Annotated in this window: 21 protein-coding genes; 14 read left to right on the forward strand and 7 right to left on the reverse strand. The window is 72.7% G+C overall.

All coding sequences use genetic code 11. From position 1 onward, the window contains the following. Positions 1-15: 15 nt before the first annotated feature. From OG852_RS23485 to OG852_RS23500, 4 genes are all read left to right on the forward strand, one after another. Positions 16-459, forward strand: coding sequence for a GPW/gp25 family protein (locus OG852_RS23485; protein ID WP_133910924.1), 444 nt, complete (start codon positions 16-18; stop codon positions 457-459). Then, a complete protein-coding gene (locus OG852_RS23490) occupies positions 459-2,417 on the forward strand; it encodes a putative baseplate assembly protein (RefSeq protein ID WP_133910925.1) in 1,959 nt (652 codons plus the stop codon). The genes OG852_RS23485 and OG852_RS23490 overlap by 1 nt, the downstream gene beginning before the upstream one ends. A gap of 74 nt (positions 2,418-2,491) precedes the next feature. Continuing rightward, positions 2,492-3,004 (forward strand): phage tail protein, encoded by a 513-nt coding sequence (locus OG852_RS23495; RefSeq protein ID WP_133911281.1) that lies wholly within the window; start codon positions 2,492-2,494, stop codon positions 3,002-3,004. Then, a complete protein-coding gene (locus OG852_RS23500; protein ID WP_133910926.1) occupies positions 3,001-4,374 on the forward strand; it encodes an NADase-type glycan-binding domain-containing protein in 1,374 nt (457 codons plus the stop codon). Before OG852_RS23495 ends, OG852_RS23500 begins: the two co-directional genes overlap by 4 nt. 108 nt (positions 4,375-4,482) lie before the next feature. Here OG852_RS23500 and OG852_RS23505 read toward each other — a convergent pair whose 3' ends face one another. After that, positions 4,483-4,881 (reverse strand): VOC family protein, encoded by a 399-nt coding sequence (locus OG852_RS23505; protein WP_133910927.1) that lies wholly within the window; start codon positions 4,879-4,881, stop codon positions 4,483-4,485. A gap of 93 nt (positions 4,882-4,974) precedes the next feature. Here OG852_RS23505 and OG852_RS23510 point away from each other — a divergent pair, with 93 nt between their 5' ends. Then, positions 4,975-5,964, forward strand: coding sequence for a helix-turn-helix transcriptional regulator (locus OG852_RS23510; RefSeq protein WP_330348875.1), 990 nt, complete (start codon positions 4,975-4,977; stop codon positions 5,962-5,964). A 74-nt stretch (positions 5,965-6,038) separates the two neighbouring features. Here OG852_RS23510 and OG852_RS23515 read toward each other — a convergent pair whose 3' ends face one another. Continuing rightward, entirely contained in the window at positions 6,039-6,962 is a 924-nt protein-coding gene (locus tag OG852_RS23515; protein ID WP_133910929.1) for a LysR family transcriptional regulator, read from the reverse strand. A 121-nt stretch (positions 6,963-7,083) separates the two neighbouring features. Here OG852_RS23515 and OG852_RS23520 point away from each other — a divergent pair, with 121 nt between their 5' ends. Beyond that, positions 7,084-8,292, forward strand: a complete 1,209-nt coding sequence (locus tag OG852_RS23520) for a cysteine desulfurase-like protein (RefSeq protein WP_330348876.1) — start codon at positions 7,084-7,086, stop codon at positions 8,290-8,292. Between the two features lie 23 nt (positions 8,293-8,315). Here the strand turns inward: OG852_RS23520 and OG852_RS23525 are convergent, their stop codons facing one another. After that, complete coding sequence (locus OG852_RS23525) at positions 8,316-8,813, reverse strand: MarR family winged helix-turn-helix transcriptional regulator (RefSeq protein ID WP_133910931.1); 498 nt, start codon at positions 8,811-8,813, stop codon at positions 8,316-8,318. A 421-nt stretch (positions 8,814-9,234) separates the two neighbouring features. On the opposite strand from OG852_RS23525, the gene OG852_RS23530 reads away from it, so the two are divergent. Beyond that, a complete protein-coding gene (locus tag OG852_RS23530) occupies positions 9,235-9,360 on the forward strand; it encodes a hypothetical protein (RefSeq protein ID WP_330348877.1) in 126 nt (41 codons plus the stop codon). Between the two features lie 202 nt (positions 9,361-9,562). On the opposite strand, the gene OG852_RS23535 is transcribed toward OG852_RS23530, so the two are convergent. From OG852_RS23535 to OG852_RS23545, 3 genes are all read right to left on the reverse strand, one after another. Then, positions 9,563-10,945, reverse strand: a complete 1,383-nt coding sequence (locus OG852_RS23535) for an LCP family protein (protein WP_330348878.1) — start codon at positions 10,943-10,945, stop codon at positions 9,563-9,565. A 503-nt stretch (positions 10,946-11,448) separates the two neighbouring features. After that, a complete protein-coding gene (locus OG852_RS23540) occupies positions 11,449-11,922 on the reverse strand; it encodes a carboxymuconolactone decarboxylase family protein (RefSeq protein WP_330348879.1) in 474 nt (157 codons plus the stop codon). Positions 11,923-12,550: 628 nt separating this feature from the next. Next, a complete protein-coding gene (locus tag OG852_RS23545; RefSeq protein WP_166663440.1) occupies positions 12,551-14,254 on the reverse strand; it encodes a lysyl oxidase family protein in 1,704 nt (567 codons plus the stop codon). Positions 14,255-14,591: 337 nt separating this feature from the next. Between OG852_RS23545 and OG852_RS23550 the strand changes: the two genes are divergently transcribed. The 4 genes from OG852_RS23550 to OG852_RS23565 all read left to right on the forward strand — a co-directional run bounded on the left by OG852_RS23550 (position 14,592) and on the right by OG852_RS23565 (position 17,364). Continuing rightward, the gene (locus OG852_RS23550; RefSeq protein ID WP_133910936.1) at positions 14,592-15,092 is read left to right on the forward strand and encodes a GNAT family N-acetyltransferase; all 501 of its coding nucleotides are present in this window, start codon (positions 14,592-14,594) and stop codon (positions 15,090-15,092) included. Positions 15,093-15,177: 85 nt separating this feature from the next. After that, positions 15,178-16,155, forward strand: a complete 978-nt coding sequence (locus OG852_RS23555) for a glycoside hydrolase family 26 protein (RefSeq protein ID WP_443064653.1) — start codon at positions 15,178-15,180, stop codon at positions 16,153-16,155. A gap of 62 nt (positions 16,156-16,217) precedes the next feature. Then, positions 16,218-16,844: a M23 family metallopeptidase gene (locus OG852_RS23560; protein WP_330348881.1), complete on the forward strand. Its 627-nt coding sequence runs from the start codon at positions 16,218-16,220 to the stop codon at positions 16,842-16,844. A 43-nt stretch (positions 16,845-16,887) separates the two neighbouring features. After that, the gene (locus OG852_RS23565) at positions 16,888-17,364 is read left to right on the forward strand and encodes a GNAT family N-acetyltransferase (protein ID WP_133910939.1); all 477 of its coding nucleotides are present in this window, start codon (positions 16,888-16,890) and stop codon (positions 17,362-17,364) included. Between the two features lie 368 nt (positions 17,365-17,732). On the opposite strand, the gene OG852_RS23570 is transcribed toward OG852_RS23565, so the two are convergent. Further along, positions 17,733-20,024 carry an ATP-binding protein gene (locus OG852_RS23570; protein ID WP_330348882.1) on the reverse strand — a complete coding sequence of 764 codons (2,292 nt, stop codon included), beginning with the start codon at positions 20,022-20,024 and terminating at the stop codon, positions 17,733-17,735. A 194-nt stretch (positions 20,025-20,218) separates the two neighbouring features. On the opposite strand from OG852_RS23570, the gene OG852_RS23575 reads away from it, so the two are divergent. The 3 genes from OG852_RS23575 to OG852_RS23585 all read left to right on the forward strand — a co-directional run bounded on the left by OG852_RS23575 (position 20,219) and on the right by OG852_RS23585 (position 22,271). Continuing rightward, the gene (locus OG852_RS23575; RefSeq protein ID WP_133910941.1) at positions 20,219-20,407 is read left to right on the forward strand and encodes a hypothetical protein; all 189 of its coding nucleotides are present in this window, start codon (positions 20,219-20,221) and stop codon (positions 20,405-20,407) included. A 122-nt stretch (positions 20,408-20,529) separates the two neighbouring features. Next, a complete protein-coding gene (locus tag OG852_RS23580; RefSeq protein ID WP_330348883.1) occupies positions 20,530-21,057 on the forward strand; it encodes an FxLYD domain-containing protein in 528 nt (175 codons plus the stop codon). A 167-nt stretch (positions 21,058-21,224) separates the two neighbouring features. Next, complete coding sequence (locus OG852_RS23585) at positions 21,225-22,271, forward strand: M4 family metallopeptidase (RefSeq protein WP_133910943.1); 1,047 nt, start codon at positions 21,225-21,227, stop codon at positions 22,269-22,271. Positions 22,272-22,281 lie beyond the last annotated feature (10 nt).

Here is a 22,281-nt window from a genome sequence, read left to right on the forward strand (position 1 = left end):
AAGGGTGGCCGACTGATGGCCGAACAATTCGTCGGGTCGGGCTGGGCGTTCCCCCTGCGGATCGGTCCCACCGGAGGCATCGCCCTGGTCAGCGGCGAGCGCGAGATCGAGGAGGCGATCCGGCTGATCCTCGCCACCGCGCCGGGCGAGCGCCCCATGCGCCCGGAGTTCGGCTGCGCCATCCACGACCTGGTGTTCGCGCCGGTCAACGAGGCGACGGCCGGCCGCATCCAGCACGAGGTGTACACCAGCCTGGACCGCTGGGAGCCGCGCATCGAGGTCAACGACGTCGAGGTGACGGCCGGCGCCGAGCAGGGCGTCCTGTGGATCGACGTCCGCTACTCCATCCGCGGGACCAACAACCCGCGCAGTCTCGTCTTCCCCTTCTACGTCATTCCGTCCCACGAAGAGCCGGGCCTGCCCGGTCCCTCCGGTACGGCTTCCGAAAGCGACCGCTGATGGCCCTGCCCTCCCCCAACCTGGACGACCGCCGCTTCCAGCAGTTCGTCGACGACGCCAAGCGCTACATCCAGCAGCGTGCGCCGGAGTGGACCGACCACAACGTCTCCGACCCGGGCGTCACGCTCGTCGAGACGGTCGCCCACATGGCCGACCAGATCGTCTACCGCCTCAACCGGGTCCCCGACAAGAACCATCTGGCCTTCCTGGACCTGGTCGGCATCCGGCTCTTCCCGCCGTCGGCGGCCCGCACCGAGGTCACCTTCTGGCTGTCGGCGCCCCAGGAGGAGCCGGTGCTGCTGCCGACCGGCACCGAGGTGGCGACGGTCCGCACGGAGAGCGAGGAGGCCGTCGTCTTCGCGACGGAACGCGAACTGTCCGTCGTGCCGTCCGCGTTGTCCCACCTGGTCGTCCAGCACCAGGGCGAGCCGGTCACCGACCGGACCACCGACCTCACCGAGGGCAAGGACGTGCTGTGCTTCGCCGAGGCCCCGCGCCCCGGCGACTGCATGCTGCTCGGCCTGAGCGCGGCCGTCCCGCACTGCGCGGTCGCCCTGGAACTCGACAGCCGCGTCGACGGTGTCGGCGTCGACCCCCGTCAGCCCCCGCTGGTCTGGGAGGCGTGGACGGAGGACGGCTGGCAGCCCTGCGAGGTCGACCGCGACGGCACCGGCGGCCTCAACCGGCCCGGCGAGGTCGTCCTGCACATCCCGGGCGGCCACGTCCTGTCCCGCTCCGGCGGCCAGGAGGCCGGCTGGCTGCGCTGCCGCGTCACCGAACCCCTGCCCGGTCAGCCCTTCTACACCCTCTCCCCCACCGTCCGCTCCGTCGAGGCCTTCACCGTCGGCGGCACGGCACCCGCCGTCCACGCCGAGACGGTGTACGACGAGGTGCTCGGCGAGTCGACGGGCCTGCCCGGCCAGCGACTGCGCCTGGCGAACGCCCCGGTCGTCGGCGACGACCCACCGGTCCTGCTCCAGACCGCCGAGCACGAGGGCTGGGTGGACTGGCAGGTCGTCCCCCACTTCGCCGCGTCCGGCGCGGACGACCGCCACATCACCCTCGACGCCGCCACCGGTGAGATCGCCTTCGGCCCGTCCGTCCGCGAACCCGACGGCTCCCTGCGCCAGTACGGCGCCGTCGCCCCCAAGGGCGCGTTCGTCCGCGCCCGCCGCTACCGCACGGGCGGCGGCCGGGCCGGCAACGTGGCCCGCGGCGCCGTCCGGGTGCTGCGCACCTCCGTGCCGTATGTGTCCGAGGTCGTCAACCGGGAGGCCGCGCGCGGCGGCGTCGACGGCGAGACGGTCGAGGAGGCGAAACTCCGCGCCCCGATCACGCTGCGCGCCCAGGAGCGCGCCGTCACCCTGCGGGACTACGAGGAGCTGGCGCGCCGGGCCGCCCCCGAGACCGCCCGCATCACCTGCCTGGAGGGCGAGCCCGACGAGCACGGCTCCTACGCGGTCCGGGTCCTGGTGGTCCCCCAGGCGGTCCCGGACCCCGGTGGCCGCCTGCGCTTCGAGCAACTCGTCCCCGGTGACGCCCTGTTGGACCGCATCATGCGGCACCTGGACGAACGCCGCCTCATCGGCACCCGGCTGGCGGTCGGCCCGCCGTACTACCAGGGCATCACGGTCGTCGCGACGGTCCACGCCTTCCGCGGCGTCGACACCGACCGCGTCCGCCGCCAGGCCCACGACGCGCTCTACCGCCACCTCGACCCGCTCACCGGCGGCGCGGACGGCAAGGGCTGGCCGTTCGGGCGTCCGGTGCAGTCCGGCGAGGTCTTCGCGGTGCTCCAGCGGGTCCCGGGAGTGGAGCTGGTCGACCAGGTCACCCTGCACCCCGCCGACCCCCTGACCGGCAAGCGCGGCGACGCGACCGACCGCATCGACCTGGCGGCACCGGCGCTGGTGTTCTCGTACGACCACCGGGTGCGTGTGATCGGGGACGGTTCGTGAGGGCCCCGCTGGAGAAGGGCGGGTCGCGGAGGGGGTCGGTCGACGGGCTCGGCTCCTCCGCGCCGATCGGGGCCATGTTGCCCGCCGTCTTCGCCGACGACGACCTCGCACAGCGCTTCGTCGGCGGCCTGGACGACGTGCTCGCCCCCATCCTCAACGTCCTCGACTGCCTGCCCGCCTACTTCGACCCGGCCCTCGCGCCGGTCGACTTCACCCGCTGGCTGGCCGGCTGGGTCGGCGCTGAGACCGACGGCACGGAACCGGAGGCGCGACTGCGGGCCGCCGTCGCCGCGGCCGCGTATCTGCACCGGGTGCGCGGCACCCGCCGGGGCCTCGCCGAGGCCGTCCGGCTGGCGTTCGGGGTGGACCCGGAGATCGAGGAGAGCGGCGGCTCGGCCTGGAGCGCCCGCCCCCTCGGCCCGTTCCCCGGCGACGCCCGCCCCCACCTCCACGTCACGGTCCGCCTGCCCGACCCCGGCCCGGCGGACGAACACCGCCTGGACGCCCTCGTGGCCGCCGCCCGCCCCGCCCACATGCCCTACACGGTCAAGGTGACCGTCGCCGAAAGGACCCCGGAGAGAAGATGACCACCCAGAACTGCGCCGAGTGCGGCACCCGGGCGGAACCCGGCCAGTCCTTCTGCGACGCGTGCGGGGCCGTGCTGAGCTGGACCGACCGCGACCGTGACCGGACCCCGGCGAGGGCCGCAACAGCGGCTTCCGCGACGGCGTCCCCGGCATCCTCCGACGCGGGCGCCCCCCGCGCCGCCACCTCCACCACGACGGCTGCGGCGCCGAACACGTCGACGCGCACCCGGGACGAGGACGAGGACGACGCGGAGGCCGAGGTCGAGGGCCCCTCCCCGGCCCCCCGGCCGGCCGACGCCCGGAACACCACGGCCGGGTCCGACGACCCGACCGACGCCGACGCGTCCGAGGACGACGAGGACACGACGGAAACCCCCCTGCCGGCCCTCCCCCCGGAGACGGCACCCGCCGACGGAACGGCCCCCACCACACGCGAAGACGCAACGGCCCCCACCCCCGCCCTGGGCGACACGATGGCGGCCCGGGCTCGCTCCCTGCTCGTCCCCGTCGCCGATCCGGAGGAGCCCGCGCCCGCCGCGCCCCCGTCCGTGGCGCCGGTGCTGCCGGGCGTGCCGGTGGCTGACCGGCCGCAGGTCCGCGCGCCGGGCCCGGTGCAGGGTGAGGCGGGCGGCATCGCCTGCCCCTGGTGCGCCACACCGAACCGCCCCGACCGGCACTACTGCACGCGCTGTGCGATGCCCATGACCCTGGAGGACCGTTCCTCGGTCCGGCTGCCGTGGTGGCGGCGGCTGTTCGGGCGGGGCGGGGAGACGCCGTGGGCCGGGGACCGCCCGCGTCTGCGCCGTACGTTCGACCGGATCGTGACGTGGGTGACGGCCGCGGTCGTGATCACCCTGCTGATCATCGCCGGGATGAAGGCCCCGGACGCCGTCCAGGCGACCAAGGACCACTTCGCGAAGCGGGCGGCGGTGGCGCCGGACACGTTCGCGGCGTCCCGCTCGTACCCGGGACACAAGCCCGACCTGGCCTTCGACAAGATCAACAACACCTGGTGGGGTCCGGGCGTCTCGCAGTCGGGCGAGGGCGAGTGGATCGAGGCCCGCTTCAACGAGCCGACCCGGCTGCTGGACCTGGTCATCACGCCGGGCACCTCGACCCGCGCCGAGCAGCTCACCGAGTCGGCCCTGCCGCACCGCGTGAAGGCGACGATCACACTGAAGGACGGCACCACGGCGACCCGCGAACTGGTCCTCGACCAGCAGGCGGGCGGCCAGCGCCGCGCCTTCCGCGTCGGCGAGGTCACCAAGGTCCGCTTCACGATCGAGTCGGCGTACGGGGCGTCGGCGAGCAAGCAGGTGTCGATAGCGGAGATCGAGTTCTTCGGCCCGTCGAGCGCGAACGCGTCGTAGTCGTAGGAGCAGAGGTGGGAGGAAGGGGCCGGCCGCGAGGAACCCATCCGCGACCGGCCCCTTTTCGTGCATCAGGCTTCCCGGCGTCGACGTGGGCCGGGTCGCTGATCAGCGGGCGAACTTTTCGACGGCCGCCGGGGTGACGGGGGTGAAGAAGTTGACGAGGTTGCCGTCGGGGTCGCGGAACAGCAGCGACCGGTTGCCCCAGGGCATCGTGGTGGGCCCGTTGACGAAGTCCGTGACGAAGCCCTTCAGGTCCCGGTGAACGCGGTCCACGTCGTCGACGAGGAACTCGGTGATCACACTGTGGTTGTCCGCGGGGCGGGCGGAGCCCGGGGCGAACAGCGGGACCGTGCGGGTGCCGGCGATCGCGAGGGTGGCGCCCGCGGTCCTGAGCTCGGCGAAGTCCTCGGTGGCCCACGTCGCCCGTGCCCCGGTGGCGCGCTCGTAGAACGCGACGAGGCGCGCCACGTCGCCGGTGACGATGCGGATCGAGACGAAGTCCATGGGGATCTCCTTGGCTGTGCTGGAGGCGTGCTCGTCGCAGGCTAGGAGAAATAGTGGACAGAATCGGTCCTCTATTCGCGTTAGGCTGCGGACATGCCTCGACCCACCGGCCGCGTGCTGACCCTGCTGGAGCTGCTCCAGTCGGGCGGCACCCGGACGGTGGCCGAGCTCGCCGACCGGCTCGGTGTCGAGGGGCGCACCGTGCGGCGGTACGTGGACCAGCTGATCGACCTCGACGTGCCCGTGGAGTCGGTGCGCGGCCGCTACGGCGGCTACCGGCTCGCCCCCGGGTACCGCTTGCCTCCGCTCATGCTCAGCGACGACGAGGCGCTGGCCGTGCTGCTCGGTCTGGTCGCCGGACGCCGGGCCGGGCTGACGACGACGGAGCGCACGGCGAACGAGACGGCGTCGGCGAAGATCCGGCGGGTGCTGCCCCGGCACATCGCCCACCGGCTCGACGCCCTCCTGGAAGCTCTCGCCTTCACGGACCGGCCAGGCGAGTGGGACCACCCGGACGCCGGGCTCCTGCTCACCCTCGCCGACGCGGTGCGCCACCGCCGGCCGGTCTCGATCCGCTACACCGACCGGGACGGACGGCGCAGCGAACGCACGCTGCACGCGTACGGGATCGTCGCCCATGGCGGCCGGTGGTACGTCACGGGCGAGGACGCCCGGATCGGCGAGGACCGAACCTTCCGGCTCGATCGCGTCGCGGACGCGCGGACCCTGCCGGGCTCGTTCGAAGCGCCCGCCGGTCCCGGCCCGGCACAGCGCGTGGTGTCGGGATTCGCCACGGCCGAGTACCGGCACGAGGTGACCTTGCGGATCCACGGGACGGTCGAGCAGATCCGCGCCCACCTCCCCGCCGGCGTCGCGAGCGTGGAGGAGCACGAACCCGCGGCCGGCCAGGACCCGGCGGCCGAGCGCTGGCTGCGCGTCGAGCTGCGGGCGGAGCGGCTCGACTGGTTGCCTCCGGTACTCGCCTCGCTCGACCGGCCGTTCGTCATCGAGCGCCCCGCCGAACTGCGCGACCTCGTCATCGCGCTCGCCGAACGCCTCACGTCCTCCGCCCGCCGAGCCTGATCGCAGGCCCCCGACCACCCCCACGACGAACCGCCCGAACCGCACCCCGTCCTGGGACCGCCCGTTGGTCCCGGTCACCGGGTGACGAGCGTCAACGCCTCCCCCAGCAGCGCCAGCAGCTCGTCCACGATCGGCGGTCGGGGACCCGGGCGGCTCACCGCCAGCACCTCGCGGTGGAGGGGGGCGGCTTCCGGGGGGAGGGTGACCCGTCGCACCCTCGGGTCGTCGGTGTGCTCGCCGAGGAGTGTGGCCGGGATGAGGCCCACCGCCAGACCGGCCCGGATCATGGCCAGCATGCTGTGCAGGTCCTCGGTCTCCAGGGTGACCTCGGGGGAGATGCCCAGCTCTCCGGCCCAGCGGTGCAGCAGCCGTCGGTCGGGGCTGCGGGCGTGGCCCGAGGTCCATTCCATGGTGAGGCAGTCGGTCAGCTCCCAGGGGCGGGCGTCCGGGCGGGGGCCCGCGACGAGGAACAGGGGCTCGTGGCCGACGGAGGTGACGTTCCAGTCGGCGGACGGGGCCGGTGGGTCCTCGGGCAGATAGCGGTACGCGATGAGCAGGTCGAGGTCTCCTGAGGTGACCCTCGGCAGCCCCGCGTGCGTCTCGACGATGACGAGACGGATGCGGGCGCCCCGGCTGCGGGGCCGGAGCGCGGCCAGCACCCCGGGGAACAGATGGCTCATCGCGCTGGGGTAGGCGCCGACGCGCAGTTCGGCGATCTCCCGGTCCGCGATCCGGGCGGCGGCGTCCTGGAAGCGCGCCGTCGCCTCGAAGAGCGTCCCCGCCGCCTGCGCGAGGGAGCGGCCGGCCGCGGTCAGGATCAGCCGGCTGCCCGGACGGCGTACCAGCAGCTCGACGCCCATGTCCCGCTCCAGGGCGGCGATGTGCTGGGACACGGCGGAAGGGACGTAGCCGAGGGCGGCCGCGGCTTCCGCCATGGAGCCCCGGTCGACCACGGACAGGAAGGTCGACAGCAGCTTCAGATCCGGCTGGGGCTTCATGAACCGTGAACTCTCCCTTCTCGATCCATCGCTTTACGTGTCCTGCGACCGAGTGTCAGAGTCGGGAAAGCCCGCTGTCCAGCCCGCTCTCCGAAGCCCCCGTCTCCCGAAAGCCGAGGCCATGGCCATCGACCTGACCGCCCTCCGGGCCCACTTCCCCTCCCTCGACGGGGGCCTCGCCTTCTTCGACGGTCCGGGCGGCACCCAGACGCCCCGCCCCGTCGCCGACGCCATCACCGCGACACTCACCGGGCCGCTCTCCAACCGGGGGACCGTCAGCCCGTCCGAGCTCAACGCCGAGCGCGCCGTCGCGGAGTTCCGCGCCGCCTACGCCGACCTGCTCGGCGTACCCGCGAACGGTGTCGTCCACGGGCGCAGCGCCACCCAGCTGACGTACGACTTCTCCCGCCATCTGGCCAAGGACTGGCGGGCCGGCGACGAGATCGTCCTCAGCCGGCTGGACCACGACTGCAACGTCCGCCCCTGGATCCAGGCGGCCGAGCGGGCCGGGGTGACCGTCCGCTGGATCGAGATCGACGGCGGGACGGCGGAGCTGGACCTCGGCTCGTACGAGCGGGCGCTGTCGGCCCGGACGCGGCTGGTCGCGGTCACGGCGGCCTCGAACGTGCTGGGCACCAAGCCGCCCGTCCGCCGGATCGCCGACCTCGCGCACGAGGCGGGTGCCCTGGTGTACGTCGACGGCGTGCACTACGCCGCGCACCACCTGGTGGACGTGCCCGCGCTCGGCGCCGACTTCTTCGTCTGCTCGCCGTACAAGTTCCTCGGACCGCACTGCGGGGTGCTCGCGGGAGCGCCCGACGTGCTGGAGACCCTCCGCCCGGACAAGCTCCTGCCCTCCCCCGACACCGTCCCGGAGCGCTTCGAGTTCGGCACGCTGCCCTATGAGGTCCTGGCGGGCGCCACCGCCGCCGTGGACTTCCTCGCCACGCTCGACCCGGGGCCGGGGGCCACGCGCAGGGAGCGGCTCGCGCACTCCCTGGACGCTCTCCACCAGCACGAGCAGGTGCTGCGCACCCGGCTGGAGGACGGTCTGCGGGATCTGGGGAACGCCGTCACCGTGCACTCGACGGCGGCCGACCGCACCCCGACCCTCCTGATGACCCTGGAAGGCCATGACGCCCGCGAGGCCCAGCTCCACCTGGCCGCCCGGGACGTCCTGGCCCCCGCCGGCTCCTTCTACGCCCACGAGCCCTTCACCGCCCTGAAGCTCCCGAACCCCGCCCTCCGCGTCGGCCTGGCCCCCTACAACACCACCGACGAGGTGAACCGCCTCCTGGACGGCCTCGCGTCCTTCCTCGGCGAGGGGTGACGCGACGCTCCCGCCCCGGCGGGTCAGTCGCCCTCCACCGGTGCCTCCGCGTGCGTCACGAAGTCCCTCACCAGTCGCTCGAACAGGGAGGCCAGGTGGTGGAGGTCCTCCGGTTCCCAGTCCGTGAGGGCCGCCTGCATGCCGCGCAGGCCCGCCTCGCGGATGCGGTGGACCGCGGTGCGGCCGCTGTCGGTGAGGTGGATGAGTTGCGCGCGGCGGTCCTCCGGGTCGGGGACCCGGCTGACGTAGCCGGCCTGCTCCAGGTGCCTGAGCTGGCGGGTGACATGGGAGGCCTCGACGGAGAGGCGGACGGCCAGGACGCCGGGGCGGAGCATCTCGTCCTCGGCGAGGTGGCGCAGGATCGCCACGGCCGCGCGGTCGAGGGGCAATCCGGCGAGGGCCATCAGCCGTTCGTGCTGGCGGGCGCGGCCGGCCAGGTAGGTGATGCGGGTCAGGGACTGCTCGATCGCGACCACGTCGGTGGAGACCGGGAGCGGGGGTGGGGAGGGGGAGGTCGGCATTACCCCACAGTACTAATACTTGCCTGACTCAAGCAAGATCTCGTTTCAGGGAACCCCCGCCCCCTGGTGGGCCCGGTGTCCTCCTCGCCGCCGTCGCCTGCGCCCTGTACTCGCTGGCCGCCGCCACCGACCGCCGGACCGCGAACACCTTCACCCTCGTCGCCGTCGCGCTGCTGATCGGCACCGGACCACCGACAGGACCGGCCGGCGAACCCCTGCTCCTCAAGCTGGTGGGACCCGTCGCCTGACTGCTGCTGCCGACCTCGCTCGGCACGGTGAACCGGCTGCGCGCCGCCTGTCTGGACGCCGTGCAGGCCCGCGCCGAGCACGCCGAGCGGACCGGGAGGAGGAGGCGCGGCGCCGGGTCGCCGAGGAGGGGAGGCAGCCGGTCGCCGCCGGTGGCGGGTACGGGCTCATCGGGATGCGGGAGCGGGCCCGTTCGGCGGGCGGCCGGGTGCGGACGGGGCACCGGCCCGACGGCGGTTTCGAGGTCGTCACCGAACTGCCCCTGGACGACGGCACAACGAACGAGTCCCACCCCGCCTGACACGGGATGGGACTCGTCATCGGAGCGCCGGGCAGGCCTTGCACCTGCATTTCCCCGCAGGAAGCGGGGCGTCTTTCCTTGGACCACCAACGCAGAGGTCGTTCACCGTTTCTTGTTTCCCGGTGACCGGCTCAAGATCAACCTTACAGCATTTCCTGAGCACGCACGACCACCGATGATCAAGGCGTGATCACCCGCATCGTCAAGCGACGTTCTCCACCTTCAGATCCGGTCCTACGACGACCGTGACCACGCCCGCCGTCGCCGAGGCGTCCCGCACCGGACGGGCGCCCGGGATCCGGGACGCGAGTGCGGCGGCCTGGCGTTCCAGTCCCGCCGGGTAGGTGACGGTGGTCTTCGTGACCGTCGACGGGGCGTTGCCGGTGGAGGCGAGGCTGTAGCCGGCCTCGGTGAGCCGCTCGGCGACGGCCGCCGCCCGGCCGCCCACGCCGGTGCCGTTGAGGACCTGGAACTTCACCGAGGACGCGTACACCACGTCCTTCTTCGCGGCCTCCACCTGCGCCTTGGTGACCTCCTTGTCGTTGGCCAGGGAGGTGAACAGGTCGGCGGCCTGCGGGTACTGCCAGACGACGTTGGCCTTGTCGGTGGGCTGGTCGGCCTCCCGCCCGTAGTTGGGCACGGTGACGAAGGCCAGGCGGTCGCTGTCGATGCCCTTCAGCTCGTTCGCCAGACCGTAGAGCGGCTCGATGCCGGCCAGATCGGGGTCGGCGGTGAGGGACTTGGTGACGGACTGCAGGAAGCCGTACATCGCGTCGGCGTCCGTGAGCTTGGACTTGGCCTTCTTCGCCATGGCGTCCATGAACTCCTGCTGGCGGCCGATGCGGCCGATGTCGGAGCCGTCGCCCACGCTGTAGCGGGTGCGGACGTAACCGAGGGCCTTCTCGCCCTTGATCGTCTGGCAGCCCGCCTCCAGGTCCAGATGGGCCTTCTCGTCGTGGATGGCCGCCTCCGGACAGACCTCGATGCCCTCCAGCGCGTCGACCATCCCCTTGAAGCCGGAGAAGTCGATCGACATGAAGTGGTCGATGCGCAGACCCGTGTTGGCCTCGATGGTCTTGATGCTGCACGCGGCGGCCCCGGCGACCTCGCCGCCGCTGCCGCCGATCGCGAACGCCTCGTTGATCTTGAAGTGGTGCGGGGAGGACGTACCGCCGTCGCCCTTCTCGCAGGAAGGTATCTCCACCCAGGAGTCACGCGGGAAGGAGACGACCGAGGCCCACTCGCGGCTGGCGGGGATGTGCAGCACCATCAGCGTGTCCGACTGCATGGTGGTCAGGTCCTTGCCGTACTTGGCGTTGGCGCCGTCACGGCTGTCGGACCCGACGAGCAGGATGTTCTTCGAGCCGGGGCTGAGGTTCTCCGGCCGGTTCCCGCCCAGCTTGTCGTCGACGTCGGCCCGCTGGATGTTGTTGTTGAGGTCCTGGTAGATCCAGGCGCCGACACCGCCGACACCGAGGACGACCAGCGCGGTCACCCCGCCGCCCCAGGCGACGATCCGCCCACGCCGCGTCAGCCGCGTACCGCCGCCGCCCCGGCCGCTGTTCCCCCGGCCGGCCGACTCCATCGGAGTACGTCCACGCCTTCTCGTTCCGCTCACGGGCGTTGTCCCTCCGCATCGGCCGTTCCACCCCGTACACCGTGCTCGGGTCGCCGGCGTGGTCACCGCCGAACGCCGGAACACTACACGCAGGTAGGAATACGTCCGGCGAGCACAGACGTCTCAGGAGACTCACACAACCGCCCGACGGTTGCCCCCTCGCGCGGATCAAACCGCCGGTCAGGGCGCCCCCGCCCGCCCCGAACCGCCCTCGCACGCACTCCGTTTGCCGGGCGCCGCAACCGTGCGCCGAGTGCAGGGGTGACCGGCATCCACGGCGACACCAGCGGGTTCGTCGGAAGGTCTGCCCCGGGTCCGCACCCGCTCCCCCGGACCACTCCGCTTCCGGTTGATCCCTCGTCCACCCCCATTGGCTCGCCGAGGCCGACCATGCCGGCCTGGGCTGAGCACCCACGGGGTGGGGCGACCGGCACCGGTCCGGTCCCGGTCGCCCCACCCCACCGGTGACCTCAGCCGAACATGCCCGGCTGGTAGTCGCCCGCCGGCTGCTGGACGACGACGTTGAGACGGTTGTACGCGTTGATCAGGGCGATCAGCGAGACGAGGGCGGCGAGCTGGTCCTCGTCGTAGTGCTTGGCGGCGTTCTCCCAGGCCTCGTCCGTGACACCGCCCGCCGCGTCGGCGATCCGGGTGCCCTGCTCGGTCAGCTCCAGGGCGGCCCGCTCGGCCTCGGTGAAGACCTTGGCCTCCCGCCAGGCCGCGACGAGGTACAGGCGCTGGGCGGTCTCGCCGGCGTGCGCGGCGTCCTTGCTGTGCATGTCGGTGCAGAAGCCGCAGCCGTTGATCTGGCTGGCGCGGAGCTTCACCAGTTCCTGGGTCGCCGCCGGCAGGGTGGAGTCGGCGATCACCTTGCCGGCCGAGTTGATGTACCGGGTGAACTTGCCGGCGACCGGGTTGGCGAAGAGGTTGAGGCGCGCGTCCATGGTGATCTCCCTCGTGGGCTTGCTCTCTGCTGGTTACACCTCTCTGACGGAACGGCCGGGACGAGTGTGACCGGCCTGGATGTGACCTGCGTCACCTGGACTGGAGGGGGCCCGCGACGCGCTCGACGTCCGGGCGGACGGCGGGGCGGGCCATGTCCGTGAAGGCGGACACGTACGGCCACATCACCTGCTCACGGCGGTGGAGAACGGGGGTGGCGACCCAGACGACGACACCGTGACGGTCGGTCCAGTGCGGCCAGTAGGGGGCCGCGCCCCGGGCCAGGTCGGCGTTTCCGGGCCCGCGAAGAGGGCCACCCCGTAGGAGGGGAGAGGGTGGGAGCCCGGGTGGGCCTCGACGGTCGGGGCACCTCCCGGCTCGAGCGAAGCCGAGAGCCGGGGGCCGCTGAAGAGGAAGTGGGCGAGCGCGGTCAGCCAGGCCGGCGGGACGCTCGCCGGGGGACGGACCGGGGGGTGGCCGCCGACGCCGAAGGCGGGCCGGCCCGTCGGTGCGGGCCGGGTCGGTGCGGACGCGGTAGGGCGGCCGGTCGTAGGGGTCGGCGGCGGGCGGTCCGGATGAGGCGCTCCTGACGACCTCATCCTGACATGTCCGCCACCAACCCCCCAGTGGTTACGGCGCGTTGATGAGGTCGTACGGCGGGACCTTCACCGTACGGTGGCCGGGCGTGCCGCCCAGGACGACCTTGCGGTACGAGATGTTGTTGTTGACGTTGGTCTCCTTCAGGCGCTTGGCCGGGTTGGCGACCACCTGGATGTAGTACGTCCCGTTGGCCAGGTCGGTGACGTCGAAGGACTGGCCCGGACGGTACTGGGTGTAGGTGTCACCGGAGCCGACGTCGAGGACCTCGCGCACCGAGATGGAGCTCTTCTCGCCGCAGGCCGTGGACAGGTCGGTGTTGTACGGGTGCCAGTTGGCGTTCTTCACCGTGTAGTCGACCGCGTCGGTGTTGGCGAGGCAGAAGGCCTCCTTGCCGCTCTTGACGATGTCGGTCTTGTCGGCGGAGAGCAGGTGGTAGCTGGCGAAGTCGGTGAAGTGCCAGTGCTCGTGGCCGATCCGCGGGTCCCACTCCATGGTGCCGGCGGGGGCGTAGCCGATCTGCTTGCCCTTGGCGTCGTAGAAGTACTGGTACGAGTCCATCAGGTCGGCGCCCGGCTTGCGGAAGCCGTCCACGACGAGCGGGGCGGGTCCGGCGTTCCAGACGTTGGCGCTGAAGGCGAGGTAGTCGCGGCCTGCGGCGTCGCCGTCCTCGCCGTCGGTGATGGCGATGTCCCAGGCGGGCAGCGACCGCAGGTCCGGCTTCGGCGCGTTGGCGGGGACGGCCGCGCGTCCGCTCGGCCGCTGGCTGTTGGCCTTCAGCGCGGGCGCGATGCGCGAGCCGTCGGTGTGCCCGGCGCCGTCACCGAGGTGGTGGGCGAGACCGCGGTCCTCCAGGGCGTGGGAGAGGGCGGACGGCACGGGCGCGTCGGCGCCGCGCGGCCCGTAGTGGTGCCCGGCACCCCCCATGTCCATCCCGGCCATCCCGCTGTGGTCCATCCCGGCCATGTCGTGCGACATGGACCCGCGGGTGAGCCCGACCCCGCCGCCTTCCCCGCCGCCCTCGCTGATCTGGCGGACGGTCACCTTGATGGTCGGCGCGTTGTTGGGAATGCCGAACAGGTCCCGGTACTTCTTCGCGATCGACACCTTGGCCGTGTACTCGCCGGGCGCCAGGTCCACCGGGTGGTCGTAGTCCTGGGTGGTGGTGTTGGCGGCCCAGCCCTTCTCCACACCCCACACCGAGCCCAGCGTGAACGGGTTGGTGGGGCAGCTCTCCGGGTAGTGCGAGGTGGCGGGCGCGTCGGGACGCAGCCGTCCGGAGGCGTTGTTCGGGCAGAAGGTGCTCTTGATCTTCTTCACCTCCGCCCCGGCGCTGTTCTTGACGGAGATCTCCAGGAAGTCCGGCAGCCCCTTGAAGTCCTTGACGAGCCCGGCGGGCAGCTTCTTCGTCGTCACCTTCGACCCGTTGCGCAGGATCTGCTGCACGACGACCGGGTCCTTGTACGACTTGCGCGTGGTCTTGAACTCCAGCGGCGCGTTGTCGACGGTCAGATAGGTGCCGAGGTCGAAGTCGAGCTGGAATCCCCCGTCCCACTCGTACCGGTCGAGCGTCACGGCGTTCGACGCGGCGATCAGCTTCAGCTTCGGCTTCCCTGCGGTGCTCTGCGGCGCCGCACCGGCGCCGGGAGCGGCCCCGGCGACGGCGACGACGGTGAGCGCGGCTCCCGCGGCGAACGCGCCGCGCTTGAGGCCCTTGCGGTGTTGCGGTCTGGTCATCGGTTCCTCGTCTGCGAGTGCCATGGTCACTGGCATCGGACAGGCCAGCCCACACCCCGGCCATCACCCACGGGCACACCCCACGCACCCGCCGACCGAGAACTGTGAGCACCCTGTGAGAGAGGTAAAGGCCGGGTGGGGGTTGCCTGTTGAAGAGAAAAGCGTGAAATTCAACCGGCCCCGACGGACTCCGCCGGAGCGGTACGGCGCGGAGCCGGCCGGTCCAGATGCACCGGTTCGGGGCGGAGCCGCTCCAGCGCGCCCCGCGGCCTTCCCGCGCGGTCCTCGACCAGGGCCATTCGGCGGTCACGGAAAAAACCCGTCGTAGCATCGCCGCATGGCTGAGTGGAGGACGCGGCAGGCGACCGAGGTGGATGTGGAGGCCGTCGCCGAGGTGCGGGCGGCGGCGCTGCGGGGGGATCTGGAGCGGCTCGGGCGGTACGACGAGCACCGGGTGCGGCAGCGGCTGCGGGACGGGTGGGTGCCCGGGAACACGCTGGTCGTCGAGGAGGGTGGGGCGGTGGTGGGCTGTGTCGCGCTGCGGCCGGCCGAGGACGGCCACTGGCTGGAGCACTTCTATCTCGCCCCGAGGGCGCAGGGGCGGGGCATCGGGACCGCCCTGTTGCGGGAGCTGCTGGAGACCGCCGACCGCGAGGGGTGGCGGGTGCGGCTGAACGTGCTGCAGGGCAGCGCGGCCCGTCGGCTGTACGAGCGGCACGGGTTCGTGTTCGAGAAGGAGGACGCCGTGGATGTCTTCCTGGTGCGGGAACCGCGTCCCCAGTACGGGTGGTTCGAGGGCGAGTCCGGCTTGCCGGTGGGGGGCGCGCGGTCATCATGAACCGGTGCTCCAGTCGGCGATCCGCACCCTTCGCTCCGTTCGGCCTGTTCGGCATGTTCGACCGGTTCGACCTGTACGTCCGGCCCTGACGCTCCTTCTGGTCGTCCTCGTCCTCCTCGCCGGGTCCGCCTGCGTCCCCGACGAGGAGTGGGCGGCGGGGGTGCCGGACGGGAAGACGGCCGGCGGGCCCCCGCCCGCGCCCTTCGGGGCCTACGTCGGCTACGGCTCGGAGGGCGTGCAGCGGATCTCCGGGCTCGACGGCTGGCTCGGACCGGCCACCCCCAGGGTCGGGCACGCCTATCTGGAGGGGGACCGTTGGGGCCACATCGAGGGGGAGCCCGGGGATCTCCACCACTGGGCGCAGTGGCGCCGGGCCCGCGCCGACCGGCTGTTCGTGCTGAACGTGCCGATGCTGGACCGCGCGGAGGCGCATCTGCCGGACCGTACGGTGCGCAGACTGCTGCGCAACGGGGCCGACGGCGACTACGACGGGCACTTCCGGACGCTGGCCCGGCGGCTGGTGTCGCTGGGCATCCCGGACACCGTGCTGGTGGTGGGCTGGGAGATGAACGGGATCACCTACACCCACCGGTGCGGCCCCGACCCCGAGGCCTGGAAGGCGTTCTGGGTGCGGATCGTGGAGACCATGCGGTCGGTGCAGGGGCAGCGGTTCCGGTTCGAGTTCACACCGAACCGGGGGCGGGACGCCGTCCCGTGGCCCTCCTGCTACCCGGGTGACCGGTACGTCGACGTGTTCGGCATGGACGCCTACGACCAGCCGCACGGCATGTCCTTCGACGAACAGGTCCATGAGCCGTACGGCCTCGCCGAGCACGTGCGGTTCGCGCGGGCGCACCGCAAGCCGTTCTCGTACCCGGAGTGGGGGCTGTTCCGCAACGGCGACAACCCGGCGTACGTACGCGGCATGCTCACCTGGTTCGCGCGGCAGCGGCCGCTGTACCAGACCATCAGCGACTACTGTCCGCACGGTGTGTGGCAGTGTCCGGAGAATCCGAGGTCGTCGCAGGTGTACCGGAGGCTGATGGCGGAGCCGTTCGACTGAAATCGGGCGTGTGCCGGGCGGTGTGCCCCGCCCCCTCCCCTTGCCGGTCCGATGATCACACAATGCGACGAGAACCCTCCCTCGCAACGGCGACCACCGTGCTGTCCGTCCTCCTGGTCCTGCTCACCGCCGTCCCCTCCGGCGCCGGAAGCGACGACCACGGAAGTGACGGCAAGGGCAGCGGCGGCGATCCGGTCGTGGTGGACCCCTCGGGGCGCGCCGGGCACTGCCCCGTCGGCCGGCGCGGCCGCGAACCCCACCACCGCACCGGCGGCCCCTGGACCGCGCCCACCCGCGACTACTGGCTCTCCGCCGGTTACGCCGCCAAGGGCGACCGCTGGGCCCACCGCCACACCGGGCAGGACTTCGCCGTGGCCACCGGGACCCCCGTGTACGCCGTGGGACCGGGCGCCGTCGAGGCCACCACCTGCGGCGACGGCTTCGGCAACCAGGTCGTCGTGCGCCACCCCGGCGGCTTCTTCACCCAGTACGCCCACCTCTCCCGGATCGACGTCCGCCGCGGCGACCGCGTCTTCCCGGGCACCCGCCTCGGCCTCGCCGGCGCCACCGGCAACGTCACCGGCCCCCATCTGCACTTCGAGGTGCGGACGACCCCGTACATGGGCTCGGCGGTGCCGCCGCTGCCGTGGCTGCGCACCAAGGACGTGGACGTACGACCCGGCAGATGAAACGCCGTGGACGGGGCGCCCGCCCCTGGCCCATGCTCGGCTCATGATCCGAACCGCGACCGTCGACGACGTCCCCGAGATCCTTGCCATGATCAACGAACTCGCCGCCTACCACCGGGAGCCGGACCAGGCCCGCGCCACCGAGGAGCAGCTCCACGAGGCGCTGTTCGGCACCGTGCCCGCCGCCCACGCGCTGATGGCGGAGGACGAGGAGACGGGCGAGGCGGTGGGGTTCGCGCTGTGGTTCCCGAGCTTCTCCACCTGGACCGGGGTGCGCGGGATGCACCTGGAGGACCTCTTCGTCCGCCCGGCGGCGCGGGGCGCCGGACATGGCACGGCCCTGCTCGCCGCCCTCGCCGCGATCTGCGTCGACAGCGGATTCGAGCGCTTCGAGTGGTGTGTGCTGGCCTGGAACGAGCCGACGATCACCTTCTACAAGTCGATCGGCGCGCGGATCATCGACGACTGGAGAGTGGTCCACCTCACCGGGGAGCCGCTGGCGGCACTCGCAGCCCGCTGAGCTTCTCCGGACCGACCTGGATACGGACGTTCCGTCCGCCGTCTCCGTCTCCTCGGCCGGTGCGTCGGGTGCGGATCACATCAGGATCACTGGAGGGGGCTGCCCCGCCGACCAGGGGCAGCCCCGCGTGCCGCCGGGGGCGGGTCCGGGGCCGGACGCCTGCCATGACAGCGCCGACCGAGGGTTCGGCCTGTCGGCCCCCGGCCCGTCCCTGCCCCGGGCGGCACCACCAGGCTGCCGCGCCCGCCGCGCCGCCGCACACCGGTGCCCGGAAGATCCGTACACCTAGCCCACAGGAGACCGCCGCCGTTCTACCTACGCACCCCTGGGTCGTGTCCGCGGGGCAGGCGGGACCGTGCGGACACGGCCTACGGCCCCGTCACCGTCGCCGGGATCTCCGTGCGGGAGGCGATGCCCAGCTTGGCGAGGATGTGCTCCACATGGGCGTCGACCGTGCGCTTGGAGATGACGAGCCGTTCGGCGATCTCCCGGTTGGACAGCCCGCGCGCGACGAGCGCGGCGACCTCCCTCTCCCGCCGGGTGAGGGAGTCGGCCGGACGGGAGGCGCCCCGGGGAGCGGGCGGCCGTACGACGGGCGCGGGGCCCTCCGGCGCCTCCGCGTCCGCCCGCACCGCCTCCAGCACCTCCAGCCCCGACATCCGCGCCCCCGTCTCCCGCCACCGCTCGAACGCCTCCGGGCCCAGCGCCGCCCGCACCGCCCGCCGCACCTCCTCCTGCTCCTCGACCAGCCGGGGCAGCAGCGCCACCGGATCCCCGCTCAGCCGGCGCGCGTTCTCGGCGTACCCGAGCAGCCAGCACGCCCGCGCGTACCGGCCGCTCCGGGCCGCGTGCCAGGCCAGGCCCAGCGCGGCCAGCGCCGCCACCAGCACCTCCCCGATCTCGCTCACCGCCTCCAGGCCCCGCCGCAGACACGCCTCGCCCTCGGCGTCCTCACCGGCCAGCAGGTGGATGACGCCCTTCGTCGTCACCGTCGACGCGTAGAGCTGCCGCTCGCCCCACCCCTCCAGATGGGCGAGGCCCGTCGCGCACAGCTCCAGCGCGCCCGCCGGGTCCCCGAACACGGCCCGCAGCAGGGCCGCCTCGTAGTGCACGACCCCGATCCCCAGCCGGTCCCCCGAGGCGATGATCCGCAGCCGGGCCGACTCCACCTCCGCGAGCCCCCGCTCCACCGACCCGCGGAACGCCGTCATGGCCCCGAGATACGCCTCCGCCGACAGCTCCACCCGCGACTCCCCGACCCGGCGCGCCACCTCGTGCGCCCGCGGTAAACGCTCCGACGCCGTCTCCAGGTCCGCCGTCCACACCCCGAAGATCCCGGTCATGAGCAGCGCCCAGGCCCGCTCGGGGCAGTCCTCCGTGACCGGCTCCAGCGCCTTGTCGATCCAGTGCCGGCCCTCCGACAGGGCGCCCGCCGCCCGCCAGTACGGCCCGAGCCGCGTCGCCAGCCACAGCGCGTCCACCGCCCGCCCCGGCGCCGCGCACCCGTACTCCAGGGCGGCCCGCACATCGGCGATCTCCTCCCGCACGGCCCGGTGCAGCGCGACCTGCGCGGGGCTCAGGAACTCGTCCCAGAACCGCCCCACCAGCCGCTGGTAGTGCGCGAAATGGCGCTCCCGTACGGCGTCGGCGGCGCCCTCCGCCCCGGCCGGCCGCCCGGCGCCGTACTCCCGGAACGTGTCCGGCAGCCGGTAGCGCCCGCCGCCCTCCCCGACGCGCCGCACCACGGACTTGTCGACGAGCCCGATCAGCGCGCCCACCACCTCGGCCCGGGGTAACTCCCCTCCCCCGCACACCGCTTCGGCCGCCGACAGCTCGAAGGAGTCCGCGAACACCGTCAGCCGCGCCCACAGCAGCCGTTCCTGCGCGGTGCACAGGTCGTAGGACCAGTCGATGGCCGTCCGCAGCGTCCGGTGCCGGGTGAGCGCGGTACGGCGGCCCCCCGTCAGCACCTCGAACCGCCGGCCCAGCCGCGCCACCAGCTCCGCGAGCGGCACCGCGCGCAGCCGCACGGCGGCGAGCTCCAGGGCGAGCGGCATACCGTCGAGGCGGTCCACGAGCGCGAGGGTGCGATGCCGGTCGTCCTCGGTCAGGGTGGCGACGGCACTGGCCCGGCACAGAAACAGCTCCAGGGCGTCGTCCCTGCTCAGCGGGGCGATCGGCACACAGTGCTCGCCGGGAACGTCGAGCGGCTGCCGGCTGGTGGCCAGCACCGTCAGCCCCGGCGCCTCCCGCAGCAGGATGTCGCAGAGCATCGCGCAGGCGTCGACCAGATGCTCACAGGTGTCCAGCACCAGAAGCATCCGCCGCCCCCGCAGATGCTCCACCACCGCGTCCAGCGGGGTCGTCCCCGGCTGCTCGGGCAGCTCCAGCACCCCGGCGAGGGTGGCCGGCAGCAGTTCCGGGTCGTGCAGCGCGGACAGCTCCACCAGCCGGACGCCGTCCCCGAACCGGGCCGCCGCGGCCCCGGCCGCCCTGAGCGCCGTACGGCTCTTGCCGACCCCGCCCGGACCGACCAGCGTGACGAGCCGGAAGCGCCCCACCGCGTCCTTGATCAGAGCGAGTTCCTCGGCTCTGCCCACGAAACTGGTGATCTCCACGGGAAGTCGCCCGCCGCGCCGCTGCCCGAAGCCGAATCCCATGCCACTCCCGCACGCGCTCTCCACCGATCCACCCATCAATCATCACAGCGTAAGCACATGATCGCCGAGCGTGAGACGTGCGTAGGTGTCACCGGGGAGGACGACGGGCCTCGAAAATCCGCGCGAGGGATGAACGCGGCGGAGCACACTGCTGATGCCACGCAGGGGGGACCGCTCAGGGGAGGGACACGCGGGTGAGCGGACGGCGTTATGTCGCCCGGGGTGTGCCGGGCGGCTATCGCATCTGGGACAACCGGCGCCGCGGCTACTGGGGCGACTTCTACGAGCTGTGCCCGGACGACCTGCTGACCGCGCTGAACGAGGGCGCCGAGCAGGCCCGGATCGTGGAGCTGATGCGCCGGTACAAGACGGCGAGACGCTGATCCCCCGGCGGAATCTGCCCGGCGGCCGGTGATCCTCTGCCATCCGTCCGGGTGACCCGGCGTGCGCGGCGGCCCGGCCGCGCCTTCACTGGAGGGAGTCCCGGGACACCTCAGGAGGCGAGATGCCGCGCACCAAGGGCGTGCTGCTGACGGCGGTGGCGGTGTGCTGCGCCGTCGGTCTGACCGGCTGCTCGGACGACGACACGCCCTCGTCGGTGTCGTCCGCCGCGAGCAAGGCCGCCAGTGCCGCGGCCTCCGCGGCGGAGTCGCTGGGCAGCGAGGCCTCGGCGGCCGCGTCCTCCCTCGCCTCCGCGGCGGAGTCGGCGCTCGCGTCGGCCACGGCCGAGGCGGGCCGGGAACTGGACGAGATCAAGAACGGCGTCGACGTGAAGTCCGACGTCTCCCTCGGCTCCATCGGCGACCAGGACGGCCGTGCCACGGTCGACGTCACCGTCACCAACACCGCCGACTCCACGAAGACCTTCGCGGTCCAGGTCGACTTCACCGACAGCGGCGGCAACCGCCTCGACACGGTCGTCGTCACCGTCTCCGACGTGGCCGCCGGCAAGACCGGCACGGCGACGGCCCGCAGCAACCGGGACCTGTCCGGGACCGTGAAGGCGAAGGTCGCCCGGGCGGTGCGCTACTGAGGCGCCGTCACCCGCCCGGCATGCGGGCCCGCGCGCACGGGCGCAGAATGGGAGGCATGGGACTCGTTCGGCCCGCGTGAGCAACGCGGCCCCGGCTCCGGGTCCCCGCACCGGGGACCCGAGGGCCCACCACCACCTTTGTCAGCCCTCTCCCCCGGAGGGACCCCATGCGCCCCACGCGCCGCGTCTGCGGCATCCTGCCGCCGTTCATCCTCGAGAGACTCACCGAGGCCGACAACCCGCACGTCCGGGAAGCCGCCCACGACACACTGGCCCTCGACGCCGACTTCCGGCGGAACCGGATCGAGACGCCCAGTCTGGTCTCGCCCGCCGCGCCCACGGAGTTCGTCCTCGACCGGACGCTGTACGACACCCACCACACCACCGCGCTCCCCGGCGACACGGTCCGCCCGGAGGGCGGCGACCCGTCCCTGGACGGCACGGTCAACCGCGCCTACGAGAGCCTCGGTCTGACCTTCCGGTTCTTCCAGGAGGCCTACGGCCGGCACTCGATCGACGACGCCAATCTGCCGCTGGACGCGACGGTCCACTACCGTCGCCGTTTCAACAACGCCTTCTGGGACGGCGAGCGGATGGTCTTCGGCGACGGTGACGCCCGCGTGTTCAACGACTTCACCATCTCGCCCGACATCATCGGCCACGAACTCACCCACGGGGTCACGCAGTACACCGCCGGTCTCGTCTACCGGGACCAGTCCGGCGCGCTCAACGAGTCGATCTCGGACGTGTTCGGTTCGCTGGTCAAGCAGTACGACCGGCACCAGACCGCCGACCAGGCCGACTGGCTGATCGGCGCGGGTCTGTTCACCCCGCAGATCCGCGGGCAGGCGCTGCGGTCGATGCGGGAACCGGGGACCGGGTTCGACGACCCGCTGCTGGGCGGCAAGGACCCGCAGCCCAGCCATATGACCCACTACGTGGAGGGCGAGGGCGACAACGGCGGGGTGCACATCAACTCCGGCATCCCCAACCACGCCTTCTATCTGACCGCGGTCGCCATCGGCGGCTTCGCCTGGGAGCGGGCGGGCCGGATCTGGTACGAGACGATCACCGCGGGCGGGCTCTCCGAGACCTGCGACTTCCAGGAGTTCGCGCAGGCGACGAGGGACGCGGCGGAGCGGCTGTACGGCACCCGGCTGGAGCTGGAGTCGGTGGTCAAGGCCTGGTCCGACGTGGGTCTGAGCGTCCACTGAGCCGGCGGCG

The organism is Streptomyces sp. NBC_00582, from assembly GCF_036345155.1.
Classification (GTDB): domain Bacteria; phylum Actinomycetota; class Actinomycetes; order Streptomycetales; family Streptomycetaceae; genus Streptomyces.

Excerpts from the sequence above, each read along its gene's own strand:
- OG852_RS23485 (WP_133910924.1), top strand. The coding sequence starts at position 16 with ATGGCCGAACAATTCGTCGGGTCGGGCTGGGCGTTCCCCCTGCGGATC.
- OG852_RS23490 (WP_133910925.1), top strand. The coding sequence starts at position 459 with ATGGCCCTGCCCTCCCCCAACCTGGACGACCGCCGCTTCCAGCAGTTC.
- OG852_RS23495 (WP_133911281.1), top strand. The coding sequence starts at position 2,492 with ATGTTGCCCGCCGTCTTCGCCGACGACGACCTCGCACAGCGCTTCGTC.
- OG852_RS23500 (WP_133910926.1), top strand. The coding sequence starts at position 3,001 with ATGACCACCCAGAACTGCGCCGAGTGCGGCACCCGGGCGGAACCCGGC.
- OG852_RS23505 (WP_133910927.1), bottom strand. The coding sequence starts at position 4,881 with ATGGACTTCGTCTCGATCCGCATCGTCACCGGCGACGTGGCGCGCCTC.
- OG852_RS23510 (WP_330348875.1), top strand. The coding sequence starts at position 4,975 with ATGCCTCGACCCACCGGCCGCGTGCTGACCCTGCTGGAGCTGCTCCAG.
- OG852_RS23515 (WP_133910929.1), bottom strand. The coding sequence starts at position 6,962 with ATGAAGCCCCAGCCGGATCTGAAGCTGCTGTCGACCTTCCTGTCCGTG.
- OG852_RS23520 (WP_330348876.1), top strand. The coding sequence starts at position 7,084 with ATGGCCATCGACCTGACCGCCCTCCGGGCCCACTTCCCCTCCCTCGAC.
- OG852_RS23525 (WP_133910931.1), bottom strand. The coding sequence starts at position 8,813 with ATGCCGACCTCCCCCTCCCCACCCCCGCTCCCGGTCTCCACCGACGTG.
- OG852_RS23530 (WP_330348877.1), top strand. The coding sequence starts at position 9,235 with ATGCGGGAGCGGGCCCGTTCGGCGGGCGGCCGGGTGCGGACGGGGCAC.
- OG852_RS23535 (WP_330348878.1), bottom strand. The coding sequence starts at position 10,945 with ATGGAGTCGGCCGGCCGGGGGAACAGCGGCCGGGGCGGCGGCGGTACG.
- OG852_RS23540 (WP_330348879.1), bottom strand. The coding sequence starts at position 11,922 with ATGGACGCGCGCCTCAACCTCTTCGCCAACCCGGTCGCCGGCAAGTTC.
- OG852_RS23545 (WP_166663440.1), bottom strand. The coding sequence starts at position 14,254 with ATGACCAGACCGCAACACCGCAAGGGCCTCAAGCGCGGCGCGTTCGCC.
- OG852_RS23550 (WP_133910936.1), top strand. The coding sequence starts at position 14,592 with ATGGCTGAGTGGAGGACGCGGCAGGCGACCGAGGTGGATGTGGAGGCC.
- OG852_RS23560 (WP_330348881.1), top strand. The coding sequence starts at position 16,218 with ATGCGACGAGAACCCTCCCTCGCAACGGCGACCACCGTGCTGTCCGTC.
- OG852_RS23565 (WP_133910939.1), top strand. The coding sequence starts at position 16,888 with ATGATCCGAACCGCGACCGTCGACGACGTCCCCGAGATCCTTGCCATG.
- OG852_RS23570 (WP_330348882.1), bottom strand. The coding sequence starts at position 20,024 with ATGGGATTCGGCTTCGGGCAGCGGCGCGGCGGGCGACTTCCCGTGGAG.
- OG852_RS23580 (WP_330348883.1), top strand. The coding sequence starts at position 20,530 with ATGCCGCGCACCAAGGGCGTGCTGCTGACGGCGGTGGCGGTGTGCTGC.
- OG852_RS23585 (WP_133910943.1), top strand. The coding sequence starts at position 21,225 with ATGCGCCCCACGCGCCGCGTCTGCGGCATCCTGCCGCCGTTCATCCTC.